The sequence below is a fragment of the Parafrankia colletiae genome, from assembly GCF_001854655.1.
GTDB classification, from domain to species: domain Bacteria; phylum Actinomycetota; class Actinomycetes; order Frankiales; family Frankiaceae; genus Parafrankia; species Parafrankia colletiae.
The window spans coordinates 13,760-33,512 of the sequence record NZ_MBLM01000121.1 but is presented as its reverse complement, the minus strand read 5'-3'; the positions used below and the strand labels follow the sequence as shown (position 1 = coordinate 33,512).

Here is a 19,753-nt window from a genome sequence, read left to right as displayed (position 1 = left end):
CACCAGAACGGTTCACCGCGACATCACCGACCTCCTGATATGGCTACCTGGGCTGTCTGACGCTGCGCTGCGCGTCGGGCTTATTCCGCCTCGGGCGTGTGCACTGTCGTAGCCGTCTCCGCCTGTGGCGGCACACCGGCCTGCCTGCCGACTTCGGTCGAGTTGCCGGCCCGGTGGGCCTGCCGTTCCCGATCACGTTGCGCAGCTGCGGGACGCGGTCATCCTGCGCTGGACTGGCGTCGGGGTCAAAGGCCGACAGGGGTGGCTGTTGCTCCCTGTGGTCTCGCCGGCTCGCCCCTCTCGCGCGGCGGTCCGGCGTCCTAGGATCGAATTCGGAATCGAACACACGTTCGGTTCAAGGGCGTCTGTTTGCCCATGTCCCAGGATTGGAGGTGGCTGCATGCCCCCCACCGACCCGATCAGCACCACCCACAACCCCGCGGGCGGAGCCGCGGGTTCCGAGCCGACCTGCGGACCTTCCGGCCGTGATCCGGTGGGTGTGGCCGGCGGAGCTCCCAGCGGTGCTCTGGGCGGGAAGAAGGACTTCGCCGTGGATGCCGAAGAGGCGTTCGTGCTGCGTCTGCGGGGTGCGCTCGGGACCATTGCTGCCGCAGCGCGCATGGTCGCGGCTGGGCAGGCGCGGTTGTTGCGTGCGGTGGCGGCGGTGGCGGAGGTGGCGGCGCCGGGGGAGTTGGATCCGGCGGGGTTGTTCGCTTTCTATGCTCCGGAGGAGATCGCGGGGGTGTTGGCGGTGACGGGGCCGCAGGCCCGTTCCCAGCTGGAACTGGCCCAGGYCGTCGTGCGGCGGTTGCCGCGGGCGGTGGCCGCGTTGGAATCCGGGGTGCTCGATCTGCCGCGGCTGGTGTCGTTGGAGAACGCCACCCGCCCCCTGAGCGACGACCTCGCCGCGCAGGGGGCGGCACGGATGCTCGAGGAGGGGCCGGGGCGTAACCGCCGGTCGTTCGCCGCGGGATGCGCGCAGGCGGTGATCCGCGTCGATCCTGACGGTGCCGATGAGCGCGCGGAGAAGCGGCGCGCGGACCGTACCGTGCGGATCATCCCGGGCCGGGATGCGACGAGTCGGCTGAGTGCGCTGCTGGCCGCCGGGGACGCGGCCGCCTGCTACCAGCGGGTGGAACGGCTCGCGGAGGGCATCGCTCATGACCGGGCGCAGGGTGATGAGCGCACGCGGGAGCAGATCCGCGCCGATGTCTTCGTGGATCTGCTGATGGGCCGAGGGGAGCATGCCGCGCCGATCGGCTGCGAGATCCAGGTCGTTGTCCCCCTGCCCACGTTGCTGGGAGTGGGCCGGGATCCGGGTCAGCTGGATGGCTACGGGCCGCTACCTGCCGCGGTCGCCCGGGAGATCGCGATGCGCCCGGAGTCGACCTGGCGGCGTCTGCTGACCGACGAGCGGGGGACGCTGGTCGAGGTCGCCGAACGCCGGCTTCCCAGCCCGGCACAGGTCCGCCATGTCCGGGCGCGGAACCGGCAGTGCACCCACCCCGCCTGCACTCGCCCGGCCACCCGTACCGACACCGATCACACCGCCCCCTACGCGCAGGGCGGGCCGACCCTCACGATCAACCTGGGCCCCTGCTGCCGGAGGCATCACCGGATGCGCCACCAACCCGGCCGGTTGTGGAAGGTCCGCCAGCCGAGCCCGGGCACTTTCGAGTGGACCGGACCGTCCGGCACCACCACCACGACCTACCCGCACGACTACCTCACCGGCCAGGAACAACGCCCGCCGGGCAGGTAGAGCCCGGTGCGGAGCCAGGCCTCGATGGCGCCTGGTCGGTGGATTACTGGCCGACGGTGGCGTACGAGTCGTGGTCGGCGACGGCGGTGCCGAGGCGTTCGATGAGCACGGCGGTGATCGCCGGGTTCACCATCGAGGTGATGCTCCACAGGTAGAAGCCCTGCAGGACGCTGCGGCGCACCCCGAGCCAGGCCTCGTCCCACGACGGCGGCTCGATCCCGCCGGCGGCCAGCGCGTCCAGGTAGTGCCGCAGCAGGTCGGTCTCGTGGGTGCGGCGGTCGGCGACGGTGAGAGCGGAGGCGATGTGGTAGCCGACGTCGATGTACCACGGGGCCCGCTGCACAAGCTGCCAGTCGAGCAGCGACGGTCGGCCCTCGCTGTCCAGGAAGATGTTGCCGACATGCGGGTCGCCGTGCACGATCGTCCACGGCGAGGTGTTGGTGACCAGGTCGGCCAGCGCGCTGTAGGCGGCGATGAGCCGCCCGACGTCGCGGACCTCCTCGGGGGCGCCGGCGCCGGTGGCGGTGGTGAAGTTGGCTTCGATCTTCTCCCGCCACGTGGGGCCGGTGCGGGGCCCCATCCGCGAGGTCAGCCAGCTGGCGTCCGCCAGACTCGGGTCGCCCCAGGTCGTGGCGTGGAGCTGGGCGAGCTGTTCGAGGCTGGCGGCGGTCTGGTCGGGGGAGTAGGGGTGCTGGCCGTCGAGGAACGAGCCGCCGGCGGCGATCACATCCTCGGTGATGAGGACGTTCGCGCCGGTCGCGGTGTCCACCTCGGCGTAGGGGCTACGCAGGGTGCGCACCCCGGTCCGCGCGGCCAGGTCGCGGTAGAACAGGGTCTCCGGGATGCCGGCGTGGCGGGCCGRCAGGGTCCGTTCGGAGAAGTAGCCCTTGACGCACAGGTCGGGCGACAGCCCGGCGGGGAAACCGCCGGCGCAGGTGATGCGGAACCGGACGTTGGTCGAGATCCGGCTGACGACCGGGCCGGGGGTGACCTCGGTGACCTCGATGCCCGGGAAGCGGGCGCCGAGCGCCGCGGTCAGCCATCCGGGGGAGAGGATTTCCTCGAGCTGTTCGGGTACGCGGGCGGGCGTGGCGGTGGGCAGGTCGGACACGTCGCTTCCTCCTGGGGTGTCGGTGGGCGGGCTGGCTGGATGCCCGGCGTCAGCCGCCGTCGGCTGCCAGGCGGCCGGTGCCCGCGAGCGACTCGAAGTGCGCCATGACCTGCTGCAGTGCCGCTGCCGGGTTGATCTCGAGGACCTCGCTGGGCTCCTCGTAGATCAGCGAGTGGCCGGCGGGGAAGAAGTAGACGTCGCCGGCGGTGGCCACCTCGTCCGGCCAGTTAGTGCCGGGGTAGATGGCCCGAACCCGGCCGGTGAAGACGTAGCCGTAGTGCGGGCAGGGGCAGACCCCGCCGGGCAGGCCCTGGTAGCCGGGCGTGCAGTCCAGCGGGCCGGTCGCCGTGTAGCCGACCTCCATGTCACCCCACTGCGCCGACCTGAAGCCGCTGCCGCTGGCCGGCCAGCGGCCGCCGCCGCCCCTGGGTAACTCGCTCGGCTTGCTTACTGGCATCCGATCCTCCCGGTTCTGATCGTTCTCAGGCTGTCGCGGTGTCGGGCTGCACGGCGTCAGGCCTGCGCGGCGTCGCGGGCGGCCACGAGGGCGCCGCGGTTCACCTTCGTCGCGGCGCTGCGCGGGATGGCGTCGACGAACTCGACGGTCTTCGGGACCTTGTAGGGGGCGAGGCGGCTCTTGGCATAGCTGATGACCTCACCGCTCGACGGCGGGTTGGCGTGGTCGGCGGGCTCGATGACGGCGTGGACCCGCCGGCCCCACTGCGCGTCGCGCAGGCCGATGACGACGACGTCCGCGATCTCGGGGTGCTCGATGAGGGCGGCCTCGACCTCGGCCGGGAAGACGTTCGCGCCCCCGGTGACGATCATGTCCACGCGCCGGTCGAGGACGTACAGCCAGCCGTCGGCGTCGAGGTAGCCGACGTCCCCGGCGGTGCTGAAGCCGTCCTCGGTCTTCCGTAGCGGCGGCGCGTCGCCGAGGTAGCGGTAGCTGCCCGTGATCCGCGAGCGCAGGTAGATCAGCCCGGCCTCGCCGGCGGGCAGCTCGTTGCCGTCGTCGTCGAGCACGCGGATCTCCGTGTCGCGGAACGGGCGCCCGACGCTGCCTTCGTGGGCCATCCACTCGTCCCCGCGCAGGGCGGTGGACCCGAGGCCCTCGGTCATCCCGTAGGCCATCACGATCCGCTCGGCGCCGATCAGCTTCGCCCAGCGGTGCACCAGCGACGGAGGCATCGGCGCGGCGCCCTGCAGGATCCAGACGAGGCTGGACAGGTCCCGCTGCTCGATGCCGGGCAGGTCGGCGATGCGCTGCAGCATCGTCGGCGTCGCGGTGAACGTGGTGACGCGGTGCTGCTCGATCACGTCGACGACCCGGGCGGCGTCGAACTTCTCCATGATGACCAGGCGGTCGCCGGCGAGAAGGGTGTAGAGGGTCGTGAGACCGTTCGCGTGGTACATCGGCGCGAGCACGAGGATTGTCTGCGGGCGCGGCACGGGGTTCCACGCGGCGATGAACGGGACGGTGGTCCGCTCGTCGTAGAGCGACGGCCGGTCGGTGAGGATGACCTTCGGCGTCCCGGTCGAGCCGCTGCTGCAGATGCCGTTGATCTGCGGGGACACCGCGTCCGGCAGGAAGGGCACGGGGAGCCCGGCGGTGGCGTCGATCCAGGGGATGTCGGTGTCGCCGAGGAAGACGCGCGGGTCGATGACCTCCCGCAGGCGGGCCAGCTCCCATCCGGGTATGTCCCAGCGCACCGGCACCGGGACGGCGCCGACCTTCCAGGCCGCCAGCACGCCGAGGACGAACTGCGGGGAGTTGCGCAGCCCGATGCCGAGGCGGTCACCCACGGTGAGCCCACGCTCGATGAGCGCGCCGGCGAGCTGGCTCGAGCGGCGGTCGAGCTCGACCCAGGTCGCCGCGGTCGTGGTCCCGTCGAGGGAGACGTTGCGTACGGCCACCTCGTCCGGACGGGTCGCGGCGAGTTCACGGATGCGGCGGGCATGGCTGATCTGGATGTCCACAGGCGTTCCTCTCGGCCGTGTCAGGCGGCGCCGGGCGCACCGCCGCACTCCCGCACCAGAAAAAGAGCGTTCACTTACTTCGTGAGACGGAGATTTGTGGGACGGGGATGGGCTGTGTCATCCGCGACTGCTCGCGACGGTCCGGGTCCGGGTGGCCTGACCTGACGGACGCGGCGCCGGCCGGTTCCGGCCGGACTGGATGTTTCCACGCAAAGTGAGGAAAGTCAACGTCTTCACAAACACGAGAGTGACGTTCTACATTTGCGCCCTACGTGCTTGTTTGCCGAGGTCGAGGGGAGGTGTCAGCGTGGATCAGGCCGCGTTCGAGGGTGTTCGCGTGGTCGAGCTGGCCCAGTGGGTGTTCGTGCCGGTGGCCGGCGCGCTGCTGGCCGACTGGGGTGCCGACGTCGTCCGGGTGGAGCGTCCGGAGGGTGATCCCTACCGGGGGCTGGCCACGCAGGGCATCGGCACGGACGGTGGYGGGGTGAACCTCTCCGTGGCTCTGGCCAACCGGGGTAAGCGCTCACTCGCCATCGATCTGCGCTCCGAGCAGGGCCGGCAGGTACTCGGCCAGCTCCTGGAGACCGCCGACGTCTTCCTCACGAACTTCCGGCCCGGCGCGTTACGCCGCCTCGGGCTGGACTCCGACACACTCACCGCGCGGTTCCCGCGCCTCGTCTACGCCCGCGGTCACGGCTACGGCGTGCGCGGCCCCGGCGCCGACCGGCCCGGCTACGACTCCTCGGCGTTCTGGGCGCAGGGCGGCCTCGCGCACGTGCTGACCCCGCCCGAGCGGGACGCCCCGATCAGTCAGCGCGGCGCGATGGGTGACCGCAACGGGGCGATGGCGCTCGCGTTCGGGATCGCCTCGGCGCTGCTGCGACGCGAGCGCACCGGCCGCGGGACCGTCGTCGACGTCTCCCTGCTCGCGACCGCGATGTGGACCCTGTCCTCCGACATCCTCTCGGCCCTCACCGGGCAGACCCCGCGCGCGGCCTCCGGCGTCGACGCCTACCGCAACCCGCTGGTGGGCTCGTACCGCACGAAGGACGGCCGGCACATCCAGCTGGTGTTCCTCGAACCGGACCGCTACTGGGCCGACTTCTGTCGCCTGGTCGGCCGCGAGGACCTCGTCGCCGACCCGCGCTTCACCGACCTGGCGGCCCGTGCCGCGAACCGGGCGGCCTGCGTCGCCGAGATCGCGGCGATCTTCGCCGACCGGACCTTCGCGGAGTGGAAGGACCTGCTCGGCGGGATCGACGCGCCGTGGGCGCCGGTGCAGGCCGTCGAGGAGCTGCTCACCGACCCCCAGGTGCTCGCCAACGACTACCTCGGCGAGGTCACCGCCGAGGGCGGCCCGTCCTACCGGCTGCCGACCGGCCCGGTGCAGTTCGACGAGCACCCACCCGCGCTGCGCCGCGCCCCCGAGCACGGCGAGCACACCGAGTCGGTGCTCCTCGAGCTCGGCTACACCTGGGAGCAGATCGGCACGTTCGCCGAGACCGGGGTCATCCCGTGAGCACTCCCGCCGCCGCGCGCCCGTTACCCATGCCGGACGAGACGTCCGGTCCCTACTGGTCGGCAGCGGCCGACCACATCCTGGCGCTCGCCCGCTGCGCCCGCTGCGGGTCGTTCGCCCTGCCGCCCGACCAGGTCTGCCCGCACTGCCGCAGCACCGACCCGGACTACGCGTTCGAGCCGGTCAGCGGCCGCGGCACGGTCCGCTCCTGGACGGTCGTCCGGCAGTCGGGCCTGCCCGGGTTCGCCGCCGACCTGCCGTTCGTGCTCGTCGACGTGGAGCTCGCCGAGCAGACCGAACTGCGCATGATCGGACGTCTCCTCGACGGCCCCGGTGCGCTGGCCGGCAGCGATCCCGCGCTGCGCCTGGGCGCCCGGGTCCGGGTCGCCTTCGAGGACGTCCACCCCGGTGTCGGCGTCCCCGCGTTCACCCTCGCCGTCACTGAACCGTCCGGTGTCACTGAACCGTCCGGAGGTGTGCGGTGAGCGGGCGGCGGTTCGCGGCCCGGAACAAGGTGGCCGTCGTCGGGTACGCGCACAGCGCCGTGCAGCGTCACGCCGCGCGCCCGCTCGGCGCGGTGACGCTGGAGACCGCCCGGGCCGCGATCGCCGACGCCGGGCTCACCCCCGCGGACGTCGACGGGATCGTCACCTCGGCACTGTTCCCCACCGCGGGGTCGCACGCCGTCCAGGACGGGGTCAGCTCCGTGCCGGCGACCTGGCTGGCCGAGCGGCTTTCCAGCGGTGCACGCCACGTCGCCGGGTTCCACGGCATCGGCCAGATCCCCGGCATGGTCGGCATGGCGGTCAACGCCGTCGCCAGCGGTGCCGCCCAGACCGTGCTGGTCTACCGGGCGCTGCACAACCCGCCGGGCAAGTACCACGCCAACAGCATGGAACGGGCCGCCGGCCCGGCGCAGTGGACCGCCCCGCAGGGCTTCTTCGGCCCGCTGGCCATGATCGGCCTGCCGTACAACGAGTACCTGCAGCGGTACAACGCGGACCGGGCGGCGATGGCGTCCGTCGTGGTCGAGGCGCGCAAGAACGGGTCCCGCATTCCCTGGTCGTACTGGCACAAGCGGCCGCTGACCGCCGCCGAGTACCTGGCCGCGCCGATGATCAGCGACCCGGTCTGCCGGTACGACTGCGACATCCCCGTCGACGGGGTGGCGGCCTTCGTCCTCACCTCGGCCGAGCACGCCGCCGATCTGCCGCACCGGCCGGTGTACGTGTCCGGTTACGCCAGCGGCCTGCCGGCGCGGCGGCGGCTGCCGCTGCACTGGCCGCTCGACGACATCATGGACGTCGGCACCGAGACCGCCCGCCGCCTGTGGGAGGCCAGCGGGGTCGGGCCGGCCGAGGTCGACCTGCCACAGCTCTACGACGGGTTCTCGCCGTTCGTCTACTTCTGGCTGGAGGCCCTCGGCTTCTGCCCGCGCGGCGAGGCGCACCGGTTCGTCCAGGACGGGCGGATCGACAGCGACCGCCCGGACGGCCTGCCGGTGCTCTCCGGGGGCGGCGCGCTCGGCAACGGTCGGATGCACGGCATCCCGCAGATGCTCGAGTGCTACCTGCAGCTCGCCGGCCGGGCCGGTGACCGCCAGCGCGCCGGCGCGACGGTCGGTGTCGCGTGCCACTCCTCCCCGCACTACGGCGGCGCCGTCGTCTACACGGCCGAACCGTCCTGACCCCCGCACCCCGCACGCCCGCACCCCGAGAAAGCGAGAGAGCCGGTGGATGACCTCATCGCCGAGCGGCGCTCCTACGTCGCCGGCACCTGGGTGGACGGCGACGAGCCGCTCGCCGTGGAGAACCCGGCGGACGAGTCGCATGTCACCGACGTCTCCGTCACCCCGCTCGCCGAGATCGAGCGGGCCGTCACCGAGGCGCGGCGCTGCTTCGACGCCGGCACGTGGGCGGACACCCCGCCGGCCGAACGGGCCCGGGTGCTGCACGCCTTCGTCGACCACATCGTGGCCCACCGCGCCGCGTTCGTCGCCACCATGGTCGCCGAGGCGGGCCAGCCGGCGGCGTTCGCCGAGCGGGCCCAGCTCGGCGCCGGGGTGGCGCTGGCGCGGGGCACGATCGACCTGTACCTGTCGATGCAGCACGAGGATCACAACCCGCTGCCGGTCGACGACCTGCTGCGCGGCGGGGCGGCCCTGAGTATCCGCCGGCATGAGCCGGTCGGCGTGGTCACCGCGATCACGCCGTACAACGGCGCGATCATCATGGCGTTCCAGAAGCTCATCCCGGCGCTGATGGCGGGCAACTCGGTGATCCTGCGGCCGAGTCCGCTCACCCCGATCTCCTCGCTGCTGTTCGGGGCGGCGGCGGACGCCGCCGGGCTGCCGGCGGGCACGCTGAGCGTCGTCGTGGAGGCCGGTTCCATCGGCGCGGAGCTGCTGACCAGCCATCCGTTCGTCGACATGGTCTCGTTCACCGGCTCGACCGCGGTGGGCCGGCGGATCCTCGCCCAGGCCGCGCCGACGGTGAAGCGGGTCGCGTTGGAGCTCGGCGGCAAGTCGGCGCAGATCTACCTGCCGGACGCCGTCGGCCGGGCGCCGGCGGGTGCCGCCGCGGTGGTCGCGGCGACAGCCGGGCAGGCGTGCGTCGCCGCCACCCGGATGCTCGTGCCGCAGGACCACAAGGACGAGGTCGTCGAGGCGGTGGCGCGGGCGTACGCGGCCATCACCGTCGGCCCGCCCAGCGACCCGACGGCGCGGATGGGCCCCGTCATCAACGCGGCGGCGCGGGAACGCTGCGAGCGGTTCGTCGCCACCGCCGAGGAACACGGCGGCAAGGTCGCCTTCGGCGGGGGCCGGCCGGCTGGCCTCGACCGCGGCTACTACTTCGAGCCGACCGTGCTCGACCTGCGGGACAACACCAACCCGGCGGCCCGAGAGGAGATCTTCGGCCCGGTGATCAGCATCATCGGCTACCGCGACCTGGACGACGCCGTGCACATCGCCAACGACAGCGACTACGGCCTGTCCGGCCAGGTCTTCGGCGCGGACGTCGCCGCCGCGACGGCGGTCGCCCGCCGGCTGCGCACCGGCGCGGTCAACGTCAACGTCGGCGGCATGTTCAGCGCGTACGCGCCGAGCGGCGGCTACAAGCAGAGCGGCCTGGGCCGCGAGCGGGGGCCGGACGGTATCCGTGCCTTCCAGGAGGTCAAGCATCTTGCGATCAGTGACCCCCGCTGACGACCGCCCGCCGACCAGGCGGACTGACGATCGACAAGGAGCGGCAATGACTGACAACCTCTCGCTCGACTGGCTGATCTCGGTCGACGACCACGTGCTCGAGCCGCCGAACCTGTGGCTGGACCGGCTCCCGGCGAAGGACCGTGACCGGGCCCCGCACATGGAGTTCGACGCCGACGGCATGGACGCCTGGGTCTACGACGGGAAGCGGTTCCCCAGCTCCGGGCTGAGCGCGGTCGCCGGCAAGGAGAAGGAGGAGTTCAGCCCGAACCCCCTCAAGTACTCCGAGATGCGGCCGGGCTGCTACGACGCCGCCGCCCGCGTCGAGGACATGAACCGCGCGGGCATCCTCGCCTCGCTGTGCTTCCCGACCATCACCCGGTTCTGCGGCCAGCTGTTCATGGAGGCCAGCGACCGGGACTTCGGGCTGGTCTGCCTGAAGGCCTACAACGACTGGATGATCGAGGAGTGGTGCGGCGCCGCGCCGGGCCGCTACATCCCGCTGGTGCTGATCCCGCTGTGGGACCCGAAGCTCGCCGCCGCCGAGCTCGAGCGCTGCGCCGCCAAGGGCGCGACGACGTTCGCCTTCTCGGAGAACCCGGCGCCGCTCGGCCTGCCGACCATCCACGACAAGGACCGGTACWGGGACCCGGTGATGGCCGCGGCGAAYGACCTGGAGATGGTCGTGTCGATGCACGTCGGCTCGTCGTCGCAGGTGCCGAAGATCGCCCCGGACGCGCCGTTCATGGCGAACCTGACCTGGGGTGCGATGCGCACCTCGGGCGCGATGCTCTCCTGGCTGTTCAGCGGCATGTTCCAGCGGTACCCGAAGCTGAAGATCGCGCTGTCCGAGGGTGAGATCGGCTGGATGCCGTACTACCTGGAGCGCGCCGAGCAGGTGCTCGACAAGCAGCGGCACTGGGTCAAGAAGGGCGTCCAGTGGAACGACCACGCCGCCGCCGCCAACCTCGACCTGGACACGCTCGACATCCGTGCGACGTTCCGTGAGCACGTCTACGGCTGCTTCATCGAGGACCACCACGGCATCGCCAGCATCGCCGAGATCGGCGAGGACAACATCATGTGCGAGACCGACTACCCGCACTCCGACTCCACCTGGCCGAACTGCATCCAGACGGTCAAGGGCATCATCGGCCACCTCCCGGCCGAGACGCAGTACAAGATCCTGCGCGGCAACGCGGAGCGGCTCTACCGCTTCACCCCGGCCGAGCCGCCCGTCCTCAGCGGCGTCTGAGTGGGTGCCCCCTCGGTCGCCGTCGACCGCGAGCGCTGTGTCGGCAGTGGGATGTGCGTCCTCTACGCGCCGGACAGCTTCGCCCACGACGAGGTGGCCAAGGTCGTCGTCCTGGACCCGATGGGTGACGAGGAGGACGTGATCGGTTCCGCCGTGGACGCCTGCCCGACCGGCGCGCTGCGGCTGGCACAGGAGAAGGGAACGTGACGAGCATGCTGCTCGACGGGAAGGTCGCCGTGGTGACCGGCGCCGGATCGGGGGTCGGGCGGGCCTCCGCCCTGCGCTTCGCCGCGGAGGGCGCCCGGGTCGTGTGCGCGGACATCAGCCTCGACGGTGCCGAGGAGACGGTCCGCGAGATCGAGAAGCTCGAGCGGCCGGACGGGCCGGGCGGGCCGTCCGGCGCCGCGGCGCGGGCCGTCGCCGTGCGGTGCGACGTCTCCGTGGAGGCGGACGTGGCCGGCGCGCTCGAGCACGCCGCCGAGCGGTTCGGCACCCTCGACATCGTGTTCAACAACGCCGGTGTGCCGACCCCACGCCTCGGCGCGAAGCTGGAGGACCACTCGGTCGAGGACTTCGACCGCCTGGTCGCCGTCAACCTGCGCGGGGTGTTCCTCGGCAGCAAGCACGCGGTGCTCCGGTTCAAGCGGCAGGGCGGCGGCGGAGTCATCCTCAACACCGGCTCCGTCGCCGGGATCGTCGCCTGGGGCGGCTCGGTGTACGGCGCGACCAAGGGCGGCGTGCACCAGCTGACCCGGGCCGTCGCGATCGAGGGGGCCCCCTTCGGGATCCGGGCCAACGCGATCTGCCCGGCCGGGATGCCGTACACCGGTTTCATGACCGCCGGCGGTATGGGTAGCGACGAGGAGACCACAGCGGCGCTGGCCCGCCAGACCGGGGCCAACCACCCGCTGGGCCGGCCGATCACCGCGGAGGACTGCGCCGAGGCGGCGGTCTTCCTGGTCTCGGACCGGGCCGCCAACATCACCGGCGTCCTCCTCCCGGTCGACGGCGGATATCTGGCCAGGTGAGGACGGATGAGCGGAGTGACCCAGGTGAACGACCGCGGCAGCGGTGCCCCGCCGACGGCGGCGGTGCTCGACCGGGAACGGCTGCGGGAGCTGTTCGACCTGCGCAGCAGCTACAACGCGCGCAGCGGCGGCGACTACGAGGATGACCCCAACCCGGTCTGGCGGGAGCTGCGCGAGCGGGGCCCCGTGCACGAGGGCATCGTCCACGAGCTGACCGGTTACGACCGGCCCGCCATGTTCCAGGGCCTGCCCTACCCGGACCGGCCACACTTCTCGGTGTTCTCGTTCGACGTGTGCGACCAGGTCTTCCGCGACAACGAGACCTTCGCGTCGTCGCCGCAGGCCGTCGACCCCACCGGGGGCCAGATCGGCGCGAGCAGCAGCATGCTGTCGATGGGCGGCGCCCAGCACCGCCGTTACCGCGCGCTCGTCCAGCCGTCGTTCGTCCCGGCCCGCGGGCCGTGGTGGATCACGAACTGGATCGAGGAGACGGTGCACGCCCTCATCGACCGGTTCGCCGGCGACGGCGCCGCCGAGCTGAACGTCGACTTCTGCGCGGCGATCCCGGTGCTGACGATCACCAGCAGCTTCGGGGTCGCCGTCGAGGAGGCGCTGCACATCCGCGAGGTGCTCAACGACCCGCCGGAGGTGATCCGCATGCTCGCGCCGATCGTCGCCGCCCGGCGCGAGGCGCCGCAGGACGACCTGATCAGCGTGCTGGTCCAGGCGGAGATCACTGACGAGGAGGGGGTGCGCCACCAGCTGTCCGACCACGAGATCTACACGTTCGCGATCCTGCTGCTGCTCGCCGGCTCCGGCACCACCTGGAAGCAGATGGGCATCACGCTGACCGCCCTGCTGCGCCGTCCCGAGGTGCTCGAGGCCGTCCGGGCCGACCGGTCGCTGCTGCGCCCGGCCGTGGAGGAGTCGGTGCGCTGGTCACCCACCGACCCGATGTTCGCCCGTTTCGCCACCCGGGACGTCGAGCTCGGTGGGCTGCGGATCCCGCGCGGGTCGGTGGTGCACCTTTGCCTGGGAGCCGCGAACCGGGACCCGGCCCGGTGGGACCGGCCCGACGAGTTCGACATCCACCGCCCGATGAAGCGCTCGCTCGGCTTCGGCAGCGGCGCCCACGTGTGCCTCGGCATGCACGTCGCCCGGGCCGAGATCACCGTCGGGATCGGTGCGCTGCTCGACCGGCTGCCGAACCTGCGCCTCGACCCGGCCGCCGAGCCTCCGCGCCTCATCGGCATGTACGAGCGCGGCGCGACCGAGATCCCCGTCCTGTTCGACCGCTGAGCCCGCTTCGCAGCACTGACACGGCAGGAGACAGTCCAGCATGAGTGAGCCCGGATACCGCCCGCCGGATATCTCTCTCCGCGGCGCGGAGCACATCGCGCGCTACCGGGAGACCGACGGTGAGGTCGGCTATGAATGGAACGGCGTGCCAACCCTGTTACTCACCGTGACCGGTCGGCGCTCCGGGCAGCCTCGGACATCCGCGCTGATCTTCGGGCGGGACGGTGACGACTACCTCGTCATCGCCTCCAAGGGCGGGTCGCCGACGGCGCCCCTGTGGTACGAGAACCTGACCGCGCAGCCGGCGGCGGAGATCCAGGTCCGCGCGCAGCACCTGCCGGTGGTCGCGCGGACCGCCTCCGACGAGGAGAAGCCTCGACTGTGGAAGATCATGACCGAGGTCTGGCCGAACTACGACGTGTACCAGGCCAGAACGGAGCGCCCGATACCCGTGGTCGTGCTGTCCCCGGCGCCCGCGGCGTCCGCGGCCTAGACACCGGTACCGTCGGAGGAGTGTCCTGGGCCGACCGTGCCGTGGACCGGTCGCCGCTGGTTCAGCGGTCCCGGTCCCGCAGCATGCAGCAGATGAAGGTGATCGTCGACGCCGCGCGGCGACTGATCACCAGCAGGGGTTCCTCCTTCACGACGCAGGACCTCGTGAAGGAGGCCGGTGTCGCCATGCAGACCTTCTACCGGCACTTCCCCGGGAAGGACCAGCTCCTGCTCGCGGTCATCGAGGACGTCATCAGCGAGCAGACCACGCACTACCGGGAGCGGGCGGCACACGAGCCGGACCCGCTCGCCCGCCTGCGCCTGCACATCCAGGCGGCCCTGTCCTCCATCGACCGCGACCGCGAGGCCGCCGGTGCCGGATCTGGTGACGGTGCCGGCGCTGGCGAGGGCGGCGGTTCCGACGGAGGGGGTGGAGGCGGCGGCAACGGCGTCAGGCTCGGTGTGGGCGGCGGCGCGCGGTTCATCACCGCCGAGCACTGGCGGCTGCACCAGCTCTACCCCGACGAGATCGAGCACGCCACCCGCCCCTTCGCCAGTCTCGTCGCCGGCGAGCTGGAAGCGGCGCGTGACGCCGGGCTCATCGCGCCCATCGACACCGCAGAGGCCGCGGAGTTCGTCAACCTGCTGGTGAGGGCGGTGTTCCACCACTACGCCTTCGCATCCCACAAGAACGAGTCGGCCGCCGAGGTCGGTGACCGCGTCTGGGCGTTCTGCCTACGCGGCCTCGGTGCCAGCGCCGATGCCGCCGCCGGGAGCGCCGGTGCCGGCTCCGTCGCGGGGGCCGCCGCAGGCGGAACAGCCACCGGCTGAGCCACCACGGGCCTGAGTCGCCGGGCGCGGGTGCGGGTACCTCTCGGAGGTCGTCCCGTGCCCGCGCCTTTCGCCGTGGTCAGTGGGTGGTGCCGCCGCTGCTCCTGCCCGCCTGCCAGCCGTGCCAGCGCAGGACCTCGATCCAGGCGCTCACCCGGCCGCGGACCCGGTCGGGATAGGGCCCGCCGGTGTAGTGCGTGGAGATCCGGTCGATGTCGACCAGCCCGGTGTCGGGCACCAGCTCCACCACCCGGCCCTGCAGGCTGACGTGGGTGTACCAGTCGCCGCTGCGCAGGACGGTGAGCGAGACCCGCGGGTCCGCCCGGAGGTAGTCGAGGCGCCGGCGGCCCTCGTCCATGTTGACCAGGATGCGGTCCTTCTCCCACAGGTACCACGTCGCCACCGAGACGGGCTGGCCGTCCGGCCGCAGTGTCGTGATGACGCTCGGGTTCGGCGCGGTGAGCAGCTGACCGAGCTCCTCGGGCACGGACTGCGTCGCCACGGCCCCTCCTCCCGACCCGACGGGACGCCGGATCCTGCTGGCCTCCTTCCTACCCGACGGCTCCGGCTCGGGTGACGTGACCTGCAGGGGAGTCGGCCAGGGCTAAGCGGAGGGTCGTCGTCCGGTTGTGCTAGCGTAAATGGAGGAAATTCTTCCGGTAGCGCTCGGCTCTGCCGTCGGCCCGCGGGTCGGGCGGGGCCGTCAGCACACAAGACCCCGAGGGACCAGGTATGACCGAGGTGTCCGTGCCGGTGGGGAACGCCGGCCCACAGGGGACCGCCCAGACCACGGGCCCGCCCGACCGTCAGGCCGCGGCGGAGGCCGGGATCAGATCCCACACGTCCCGTGGCCGCGCGAGCCTCGAGCTCGTCGTGGTCGGCTTCGCCGCGCTGATGGTGTCGATGGCGCAGGGGCTGCTCGTGCCGGTGCTGTCGATCCTGCCGACCGAGCTGAACACCACGCACACGAACGTCGAGTGGCTGCTGACGTCCACGCTGTTGGTCGCCTCGGTCGGCGTACCCGTGATGGGGCGCCTCGGGGACATGTTCGGCAAGCGCCGCATGCTGCTCCTGTCGATGGCTGCCCTGGCAGTCGGATCCCTGCTCGCCGCACTGACCAGCAACGTCGCGCTGCTGATCGTCGGGCGGGCCGTTCAGGGCCTGTCCGCAGCCGCGATTCCGCTCGGGATCAGCCTGCTGGTGTCGCTGCTGCCGAAGGAGCGGGTCGGGTCGGCCATCGCACTGATCAGCTCGATGCTCGGTGTCGGCGCGGCACTGAGCCTTCCGCTGGCGGGCCTGATCGCCGAGCACGCCGACTTCCACGTGCTCTTCTGGATCACCGCTGTCGGCGGTGTACTGGCGTTCGCGATGATTCTCGCGGTCGTTCCCGAGGCTCCCAGCCGCACCGGGGGGCGGGTCGACCTGGTGGGAGCGGCGCTGCTGAGCGCCGGGCTGGTCGCGTTGATGCTCCCGCTCGCCGAAGCAGGGAACTGGGGCTGGGGCTCGCCGTGGGTGCTCGGCCTGCTGGCCCTCGGTGTGGTCCTGCTGGCGACGCTCGGAGCGGTCGAGCGCCGGATCCGTGACCCGCTCGTCGACATGGCGGCCTTCCTGCGCCGCCCGTTGCTGCTGACGAACATCGCCTCGCTGCTGTTCGGCTTCGCCCTGTTCGCCTCGATGATCGGCACGGCCTCGTTCGTGCAGGCGCCGGAGGAGACCGGGTACGGCTTCGGCTCGTCGATGGTCGTCGGCGGCCTCGCGATGCTGCCGAGCGGTATCGGCATGCTGCTGCTGGCACCTGTAGCCGCGCGGATGGTCACGCGGTTCGGCGGCGCGCCCACGCTCGCCGTCGGCGCCGTCGTGGTGGCCCTCGGCTGGGGTACGCGCATCATCTTCGCCGACTCGCTGACGCAGATCATCCTCGGCAACACCGTGGTGGGGATCGGGACGGGCATCGGCTACGCCGCCATGCCCTCGCTCATCAACGCCTTCACCCCGCCGACCGAGATCGCGGCGGCGAACGGCCTGAACGCGCTGTTCCGCTCGATCGGCAGCTCGCTGGCCAGCGCCATCGGCGGCAGCATCCTCGCGGCGCAGACGGTGTCCGTCGGCGCTGCCGAGCTGCCCTCGCTCGACGGCTACCAGGAGCTGTTCGCGATGTGCGCCGCCGCCGCCGTGATCGCCGCGGTCCTGGCGCTGACCATCCCGCGGGGCCGGTCAGCGAGTTCCGCGAGCACCGCCAGCACCGCCAGCACCGCCAGCACCGCCAGCACCGCCAGCACGGCCAGCACGGCCAGCACGGCCAGCACCGCCAGCACGGCCAGCACCGCTGGCTCTGGCAGCTCCGGCACCGCGGTCTGACGGAGCCACCCGCCACCCCCGGCACCCGCCGGCCGGCACCGGAACCGCACCCGTCAGGGTGCGGTTCCGGTGCCGGCGGTGCATATGCTGCGTGACATGCGCCTTCACGTGGGATGCGCGATGTGGAGCCACCGGTCCTGGCAGGGGCGTTTCCTGGCGCATCCGCTGCCGGCACACGAGCGGCTGCGCAGCTACGCCAGCTGGTGCAACGCGGTCGAGGGCAACACCACGTTCTATGCCACCCCGAACCGCGAGACGGCGCTTTCCTGGGCCCGGCAGACCGACCCCGGGTTCCGCCTCGTCGTCAAACTGCCGAAAACCATCACCCACGACCGCTGCCTGACCGACGTCGACGACATCGCACGTTCCTTCCTGGACGCGATCGAGCCGCTCGGCCCCCGGGTGCACGCGGTGTGGGCACAGCTGCCCGCGGCCTTCGGGCCGGCCGACGTCCCGCTGCTCGGCCGGTTCCTGAGCGGGCTCGGCACCGGCCACCGGTACGCGGTGGAGGTCCGTCATCCGGCGTTCTTCGAGAACCCGCGCGCGGCGAGCCTGCTCACGTCGGCACTCGCGCCGCTGGACGCCGAATGGATCCCCTTCGACACGACGGTGTTCTTCCGCAGCCCGCCGACGAGCGACGCCGAGCGGGACGCCTGGGCCAAGAAGCCCCGCACACCCCTGCGCACAGCTGCGCTGACCGACCGCCCGATCGTCCGCTACCTCGGCCGGGACGATGCGGAGCGGACCGTCGAAGGCTGGCAGCCCTGGGTCGACGTCGTCACCGGATGGCTGCGCGAGGGCCGTTCGCCCACGGTCTTCATCCACACCCCGGACAACGCCGACGCGCCGCTGCTCGCCCGGCGTTTCCACGACGACGTCCGGGCCCGGGTTCCGGAACTCGAAGCGTTGCCGACGCCGATTCCCGCGGAGCCCCTGACGCTGTTCTGAGCCTTCGCGGCGTCCACGGTCCTCGCGACCTTCGGCCGAAATGCGGAAAAGGCGGCTGGTGGTGCATTCCTGCTAATGTGCGTCGTTCCGTATGGCGGGATTCCGGAGCACCGGATCCCGAACGAAGGGGTGGGGTATGGCGGAGGAACGCGAAAAAGCATCAGAGGAACAATCCGGAGTGGCCGCTTCCCAACCCGCGCCGGCGCCGCCGCCGTCTCCCGCGGCCCCGGAGGCCCCGGAGAGTTCGGCTCCGGCGCCGAGCCCGGCTCCGGCAGCGAGCACGGGACCGGCGGCGGTCGCGGCAGCAGCCCCTGCGCCGGCCCAGGGGCCAGAGGCGGCACCGGTCGACCACGGGCCCGTGCCGCCAGGCGTTCCCGGGAGTCCGTGGCCGCCTTACGGCTGGTACCCGCCGCAGCCGCCCGCGGCGCCCGCGGGCACACCGGCGTGGCACGGCTGGCTGCTCGTCGCGATCACGGTGCTGGCGGCCGCCGCCGTCGCGCTGAGCGCGCTCACGGTCGTCCGTGACGACCGCGAGGAACTGGCCCGCGACCTCGCCTGGGAACTGAACGGTGCCAGCCCCGAGGAAGGGGGTTTCTACGGCCCGACGATGTCGGGCATGGGTGCGATGTCGGGCGGGATCTCCGGCTGCCCCGAACCCCTGGGTGGTGTGGCGGATCTGGGCCCGCGGTCACCTGACGAAGCAGACCCCGTCGTCGCCGCGGGCGAGACGGTGGTCCTCCGTTACGACATGCTCGACTGCGAGCGGCCCGTGTCCTTCAGTCTCACTCTCGACAACGTCCGCCGGCAGGAGACGGCCCCCGAAGGGGGATATCCGACGCGGCCCCGCAACGGAACCTACGTCGTGGTGGACGTGACGGTGCAGAGCCCGAGCTACGTATGGCCTGACTTCCTCGCGTTCTCCATCCAGGGCCCTGAGGGCACAGTCACCTGCCCGCTCTTCTCGGATTCGATGTTCGGCATGGACATGGGCGAGCCAGGCTCCCCGGTGACCTCGACGCTCGTCTTCGACGTCACCGACGGGTACGACCTCGTCCGGTTCGACGACCCGGRCCCGGGCAGCGTCTCCTGGCGCATCTGACCGTCCGCGAACCGAGAGCCCTGGCCGAGAACACGTCGGCCAGGGCTCGACGGGCAGCGCCGAGCACGGGCAGCGCCGAGCACGGGCAGCGCCGAGCACGGGCAGCGCCGAGCACGGGCAGCGCCGGACCCGGGCAGCGTCGGGACAATGGTTCTCGCGACCGGTGCCAGATGCGTCGGCCGGGTACTGAGCAATCCTGGCGCTGACAGGCGCCATCAAGCACCCTGAAATGCGATAATCGACGGGTGGATATCTGGAACAGTGATCGGCAGCTGTCCGACGAGGAATCCGAGTTCGGCCGGCTGTCCGATGCTCTTCGGGTGTTGCAGGACACGATCAGTGGTGTTCGGCTTCCGGTGGAGGTGGCGACCCGGGCCCGGCAGGGGATGGAAGAACTGGCCGGCCTGATGAAGCCGTATTCCGTGCCGGAGGCCGTGCAGGCCTCGGGCCGGATCGCCGGTATCCCGGGCCGGGCGCAGGCGCTGCTTCCCGTGGTGCACGTCGACGAGGCCGACGAACTGCGCCTGGTCGGGCATGTGACCTTTGGTCGCTATTATCTCGGCGGTTTCGGTGCGGTCCACGGCGGGGCCATCCCGCTGATGTTCGACGAGATTATGGGGCGCCTTTCGAATGCCGGTGGGCGCCCGATGGCACGCACGGCCTACCTGAACGTGAACTTCCGCAACATCACCCCGATCGACGTCAACCTGCGGGTGGAGATCCTTTTTGGCGGGGAGGAGGGGCGCAAGCGGTACATCACCGGTGCGATCTACGACGGGGAGACCGTGACCGCTGACGCCGAGGCCCTGTTCATCACCCTCCTGCCCGGCCAGCGCTGACCCGGCTGGCTCCGGGGCGGACCCGGT

At 71.8% G+C, this 19,753-nt stretch carries 19 protein-coding genes; 15 read left to right on the top strand and 4 right to left on the bottom strand.

Annotated elements, in window-relative coordinates; genetic code table 11:
• Nucleotides 1-400 precede the first annotated feature (400 nt).
• Entirely contained in the window at nucleotides 401-1,762 is a 1,362-nt protein-coding gene (locus tag CC117_RS17680; RefSeq protein WP_084132305.1) for an HNH endonuclease signature motif containing protein, read from the top strand.
• A gap of 43 nt (nucleotides 1,763-1,805) precedes the next feature.
• Here the strand turns inward: CC117_RS17680 and CC117_RS17675 are convergent, their stop codons facing one another.
• From CC117_RS17675 to CC117_RS17665, 3 genes are read right to left on the bottom strand one after another with little or no spacing between them, the layout of a single operon-like run.
• Entirely contained in the window at nucleotides 1,806-2,873 is a 1,068-nt protein-coding gene (locus CC117_RS17675) for a phosphotransferase (RefSeq protein ID WP_071085552.1), read from the bottom strand.
• Between the two features lie 49 nt (nucleotides 2,874-2,922).
• On the bottom strand, nucleotides 2,923-3,330 hold the full coding sequence (locus tag CC117_RS17670; protein WP_084132303.1) for a cupin domain-containing protein: 408 nt from the start codon (nucleotides 3,328-3,330) through the stop codon (nucleotides 2,923-2,925).
• A 56-nt stretch (nucleotides 3,331-3,386) separates the two neighbouring features.
• The gene (locus CC117_RS17665; RefSeq protein WP_071085549.1) at nucleotides 3,387-4,853 is read right to left on the bottom strand and encodes a class I adenylate-forming enzyme family protein; all 1,467 of its coding nucleotides are present in this window, start codon (nucleotides 4,851-4,853) and stop codon (nucleotides 3,387-3,389) included.
• Nucleotides 4,854-5,160: 307 nt separating this feature from the next.
• Between CC117_RS17665 and CC117_RS17660 the strand changes: the two genes are divergently transcribed.
• From CC117_RS17660 to CC117_RS17615, 10 genes are read left to right on the top strand one after another with little or no spacing between them, the layout of a single operon-like run.
• Nucleotides 5,161-6,372, top strand: coding sequence for a CaiB/BaiF CoA transferase family protein (locus CC117_RS17660; RefSeq protein WP_071085547.1), 1,212 nt, complete (start codon nucleotides 5,161-5,163; stop codon nucleotides 6,370-6,372).
• Nucleotides 6,373-6,401: 29 nt separating this feature from the next.
• Nucleotides 6,402-6,857, top strand: coding sequence for a Zn-ribbon domain-containing OB-fold protein (locus tag CC117_RS17655; RefSeq protein WP_071085545.1), 456 nt, complete (start codon nucleotides 6,402-6,404; stop codon nucleotides 6,855-6,857).
• Nucleotides 6,854-8,059, top strand: a complete 1,206-nt coding sequence (locus CC117_RS17650) for a thiolase family protein (RefSeq protein WP_071085543.1) — start codon at nucleotides 6,854-6,856, stop codon at nucleotides 8,057-8,059. Before CC117_RS17655 ends, CC117_RS17650 begins: the two co-directional genes overlap by 4 nt.
• 45 nt (nucleotides 8,060-8,104) lie before the next feature.
• Nucleotides 8,105-9,577, top strand: a complete 1,473-nt coding sequence (locus CC117_RS17645; RefSeq protein WP_071085541.1) for an aldehyde dehydrogenase family protein — start codon at nucleotides 8,105-8,107, stop codon at nucleotides 9,575-9,577.
• A gap of 46 nt (nucleotides 9,578-9,623) precedes the next feature.
• Nucleotides 9,624-10,832, top strand: coding sequence for an amidohydrolase family protein (locus tag CC117_RS17640; protein WP_071085540.1), 1,209 nt, complete (start codon nucleotides 9,624-9,626; stop codon nucleotides 10,830-10,832).
• A complete protein-coding gene (locus tag CC117_RS17635; protein ID WP_071085538.1) occupies nucleotides 10,833-11,039 on the top strand; it encodes a ferredoxin in 207 nt (68 codons plus the stop codon). It begins immediately after the preceding gene.
• A 5-nt stretch (nucleotides 11,040-11,044) separates the two neighbouring features.
• The gene (locus tag CC117_RS17630; RefSeq protein WP_071085666.1) at nucleotides 11,045-11,860 is read left to right on the top strand and encodes an SDR family NAD(P)-dependent oxidoreductase; all 816 of its coding nucleotides are present in this window, start codon (nucleotides 11,045-11,047) and stop codon (nucleotides 11,858-11,860) included.
• 6 nt (nucleotides 11,861-11,866) lie between these two features.
• Complete coding sequence (locus CC117_RS17625; protein ID WP_071085536.1) at nucleotides 11,867-13,159, top strand: cytochrome P450; 1,293 nt, start codon at nucleotides 11,867-11,869, stop codon at nucleotides 13,157-13,159.
• 40 nt (nucleotides 13,160-13,199) lie between these two features.
• The gene (locus CC117_RS17620; RefSeq protein WP_071085534.1) at nucleotides 13,200-13,652 is read left to right on the top strand and encodes a nitroreductase family deazaflavin-dependent oxidoreductase; all 453 of its coding nucleotides are present in this window, start codon (nucleotides 13,200-13,202) and stop codon (nucleotides 13,650-13,652) included.
• A 20-nt stretch (nucleotides 13,653-13,672) separates the two neighbouring features.
• A complete protein-coding gene (locus tag CC117_RS17615) occupies nucleotides 13,673-14,482 on the top strand; it encodes a TetR/AcrR family transcriptional regulator (protein ID WP_071085532.1) in 810 nt (269 codons plus the stop codon).
• 79 nt (nucleotides 14,483-14,561) lie between these two features.
• Here the strand turns inward: CC117_RS17615 and CC117_RS17610 are convergent, their stop codons facing one another.
• Nucleotides 14,562-14,984, bottom strand: a complete 423-nt coding sequence (locus tag CC117_RS17610) for a PPOX class F420-dependent oxidoreductase (RefSeq protein WP_071085530.1) — start codon at nucleotides 14,982-14,984, stop codon at nucleotides 14,562-14,564.
• A gap of 230 nt (nucleotides 14,985-15,214) precedes the next feature.
• Here CC117_RS17610 and CC117_RS17605 point away from each other — a divergent pair, with 230 nt between their 5' ends.
• From CC117_RS17605 to CC117_RS17590, 4 genes are all read left to right on the top strand, one after another.
• Nucleotides 15,215-16,840: an MFS transporter gene (locus CC117_RS17605; RefSeq protein ID WP_241830203.1), complete on the top strand. Its 1,626-nt coding sequence runs from the start codon at nucleotides 15,215-15,217 to the stop codon at nucleotides 16,838-16,840.
• 96 nt (nucleotides 16,841-16,936) lie between these two features.
• Nucleotides 16,937-17,788, top strand: a complete 852-nt coding sequence (locus tag CC117_RS17600) for a DUF72 domain-containing protein (RefSeq protein WP_071085664.1) — start codon at nucleotides 16,937-16,939, stop codon at nucleotides 17,786-17,788.
• Nucleotides 17,789-18,146: 358 nt separating this feature from the next.
• On the top strand, nucleotides 18,147-18,887 hold the full coding sequence (locus CC117_RS17595) for a DUF4352 domain-containing protein (RefSeq protein ID WP_131803087.1): 741 nt from the start codon (nucleotides 18,147-18,149) through the stop codon (nucleotides 18,885-18,887).
• Nucleotides 18,888-19,132: 245 nt separating this feature from the next.
• On the top strand, nucleotides 19,133-19,726 hold the full coding sequence (locus tag CC117_RS17590; protein WP_071085526.1) for a PaaI family thioesterase: 594 nt from the start codon (nucleotides 19,133-19,135) through the stop codon (nucleotides 19,724-19,726).
• Nucleotides 19,727-19,753 lie beyond the last annotated feature (27 nt).

Bases quoted from the DNA above. Each gene is read 5' to 3' on its own strand.
- CC117_RS17670 (WP_084132303.1), bottom strand. From the start codon at position 3,330: ATGCCAGTAAGCAAGCCGAGCGAGTTACCCAGGGGCGGCGGCGGCCGC.
- CC117_RS17655 (WP_071085545.1), top strand. From the start codon at position 6,402: ATGCCGGACGAGACGTCCGGTCCCTACTGGTCGGCAGCGGCCGACCAC.
- CC117_RS17630 (WP_071085666.1), top strand. From the start codon at position 11,045: ATGCTGCTCGACGGGAAGGTCGCCGTGGTGACCGGCGCCGGATCGGGG.
- CC117_RS17625 (WP_071085536.1), top strand. From the start codon at position 11,867: ATGAGCGGAGTGACCCAGGTGAACGACCGCGGCAGCGGTGCCCCGCCG.
- CC117_RS17620 (WP_071085534.1), top strand. From the start codon at position 13,200: ATGAGTGAGCCCGGATACCGCCCGCCGGATATCTCTCTCCGCGGCGCG.
- CC117_RS17605 (WP_241830203.1), top strand. From the start codon at position 15,215: ATGACCGAGGTGTCCGTGCCGGTGGGGAACGCCGGCCCACAGGGGACC.
- CC117_RS17600 (WP_071085664.1), top strand. From the start codon at position 16,937: ATGCGCCTTCACGTGGGATGCGCGATGTGGAGCCACCGGTCCTGGCAG.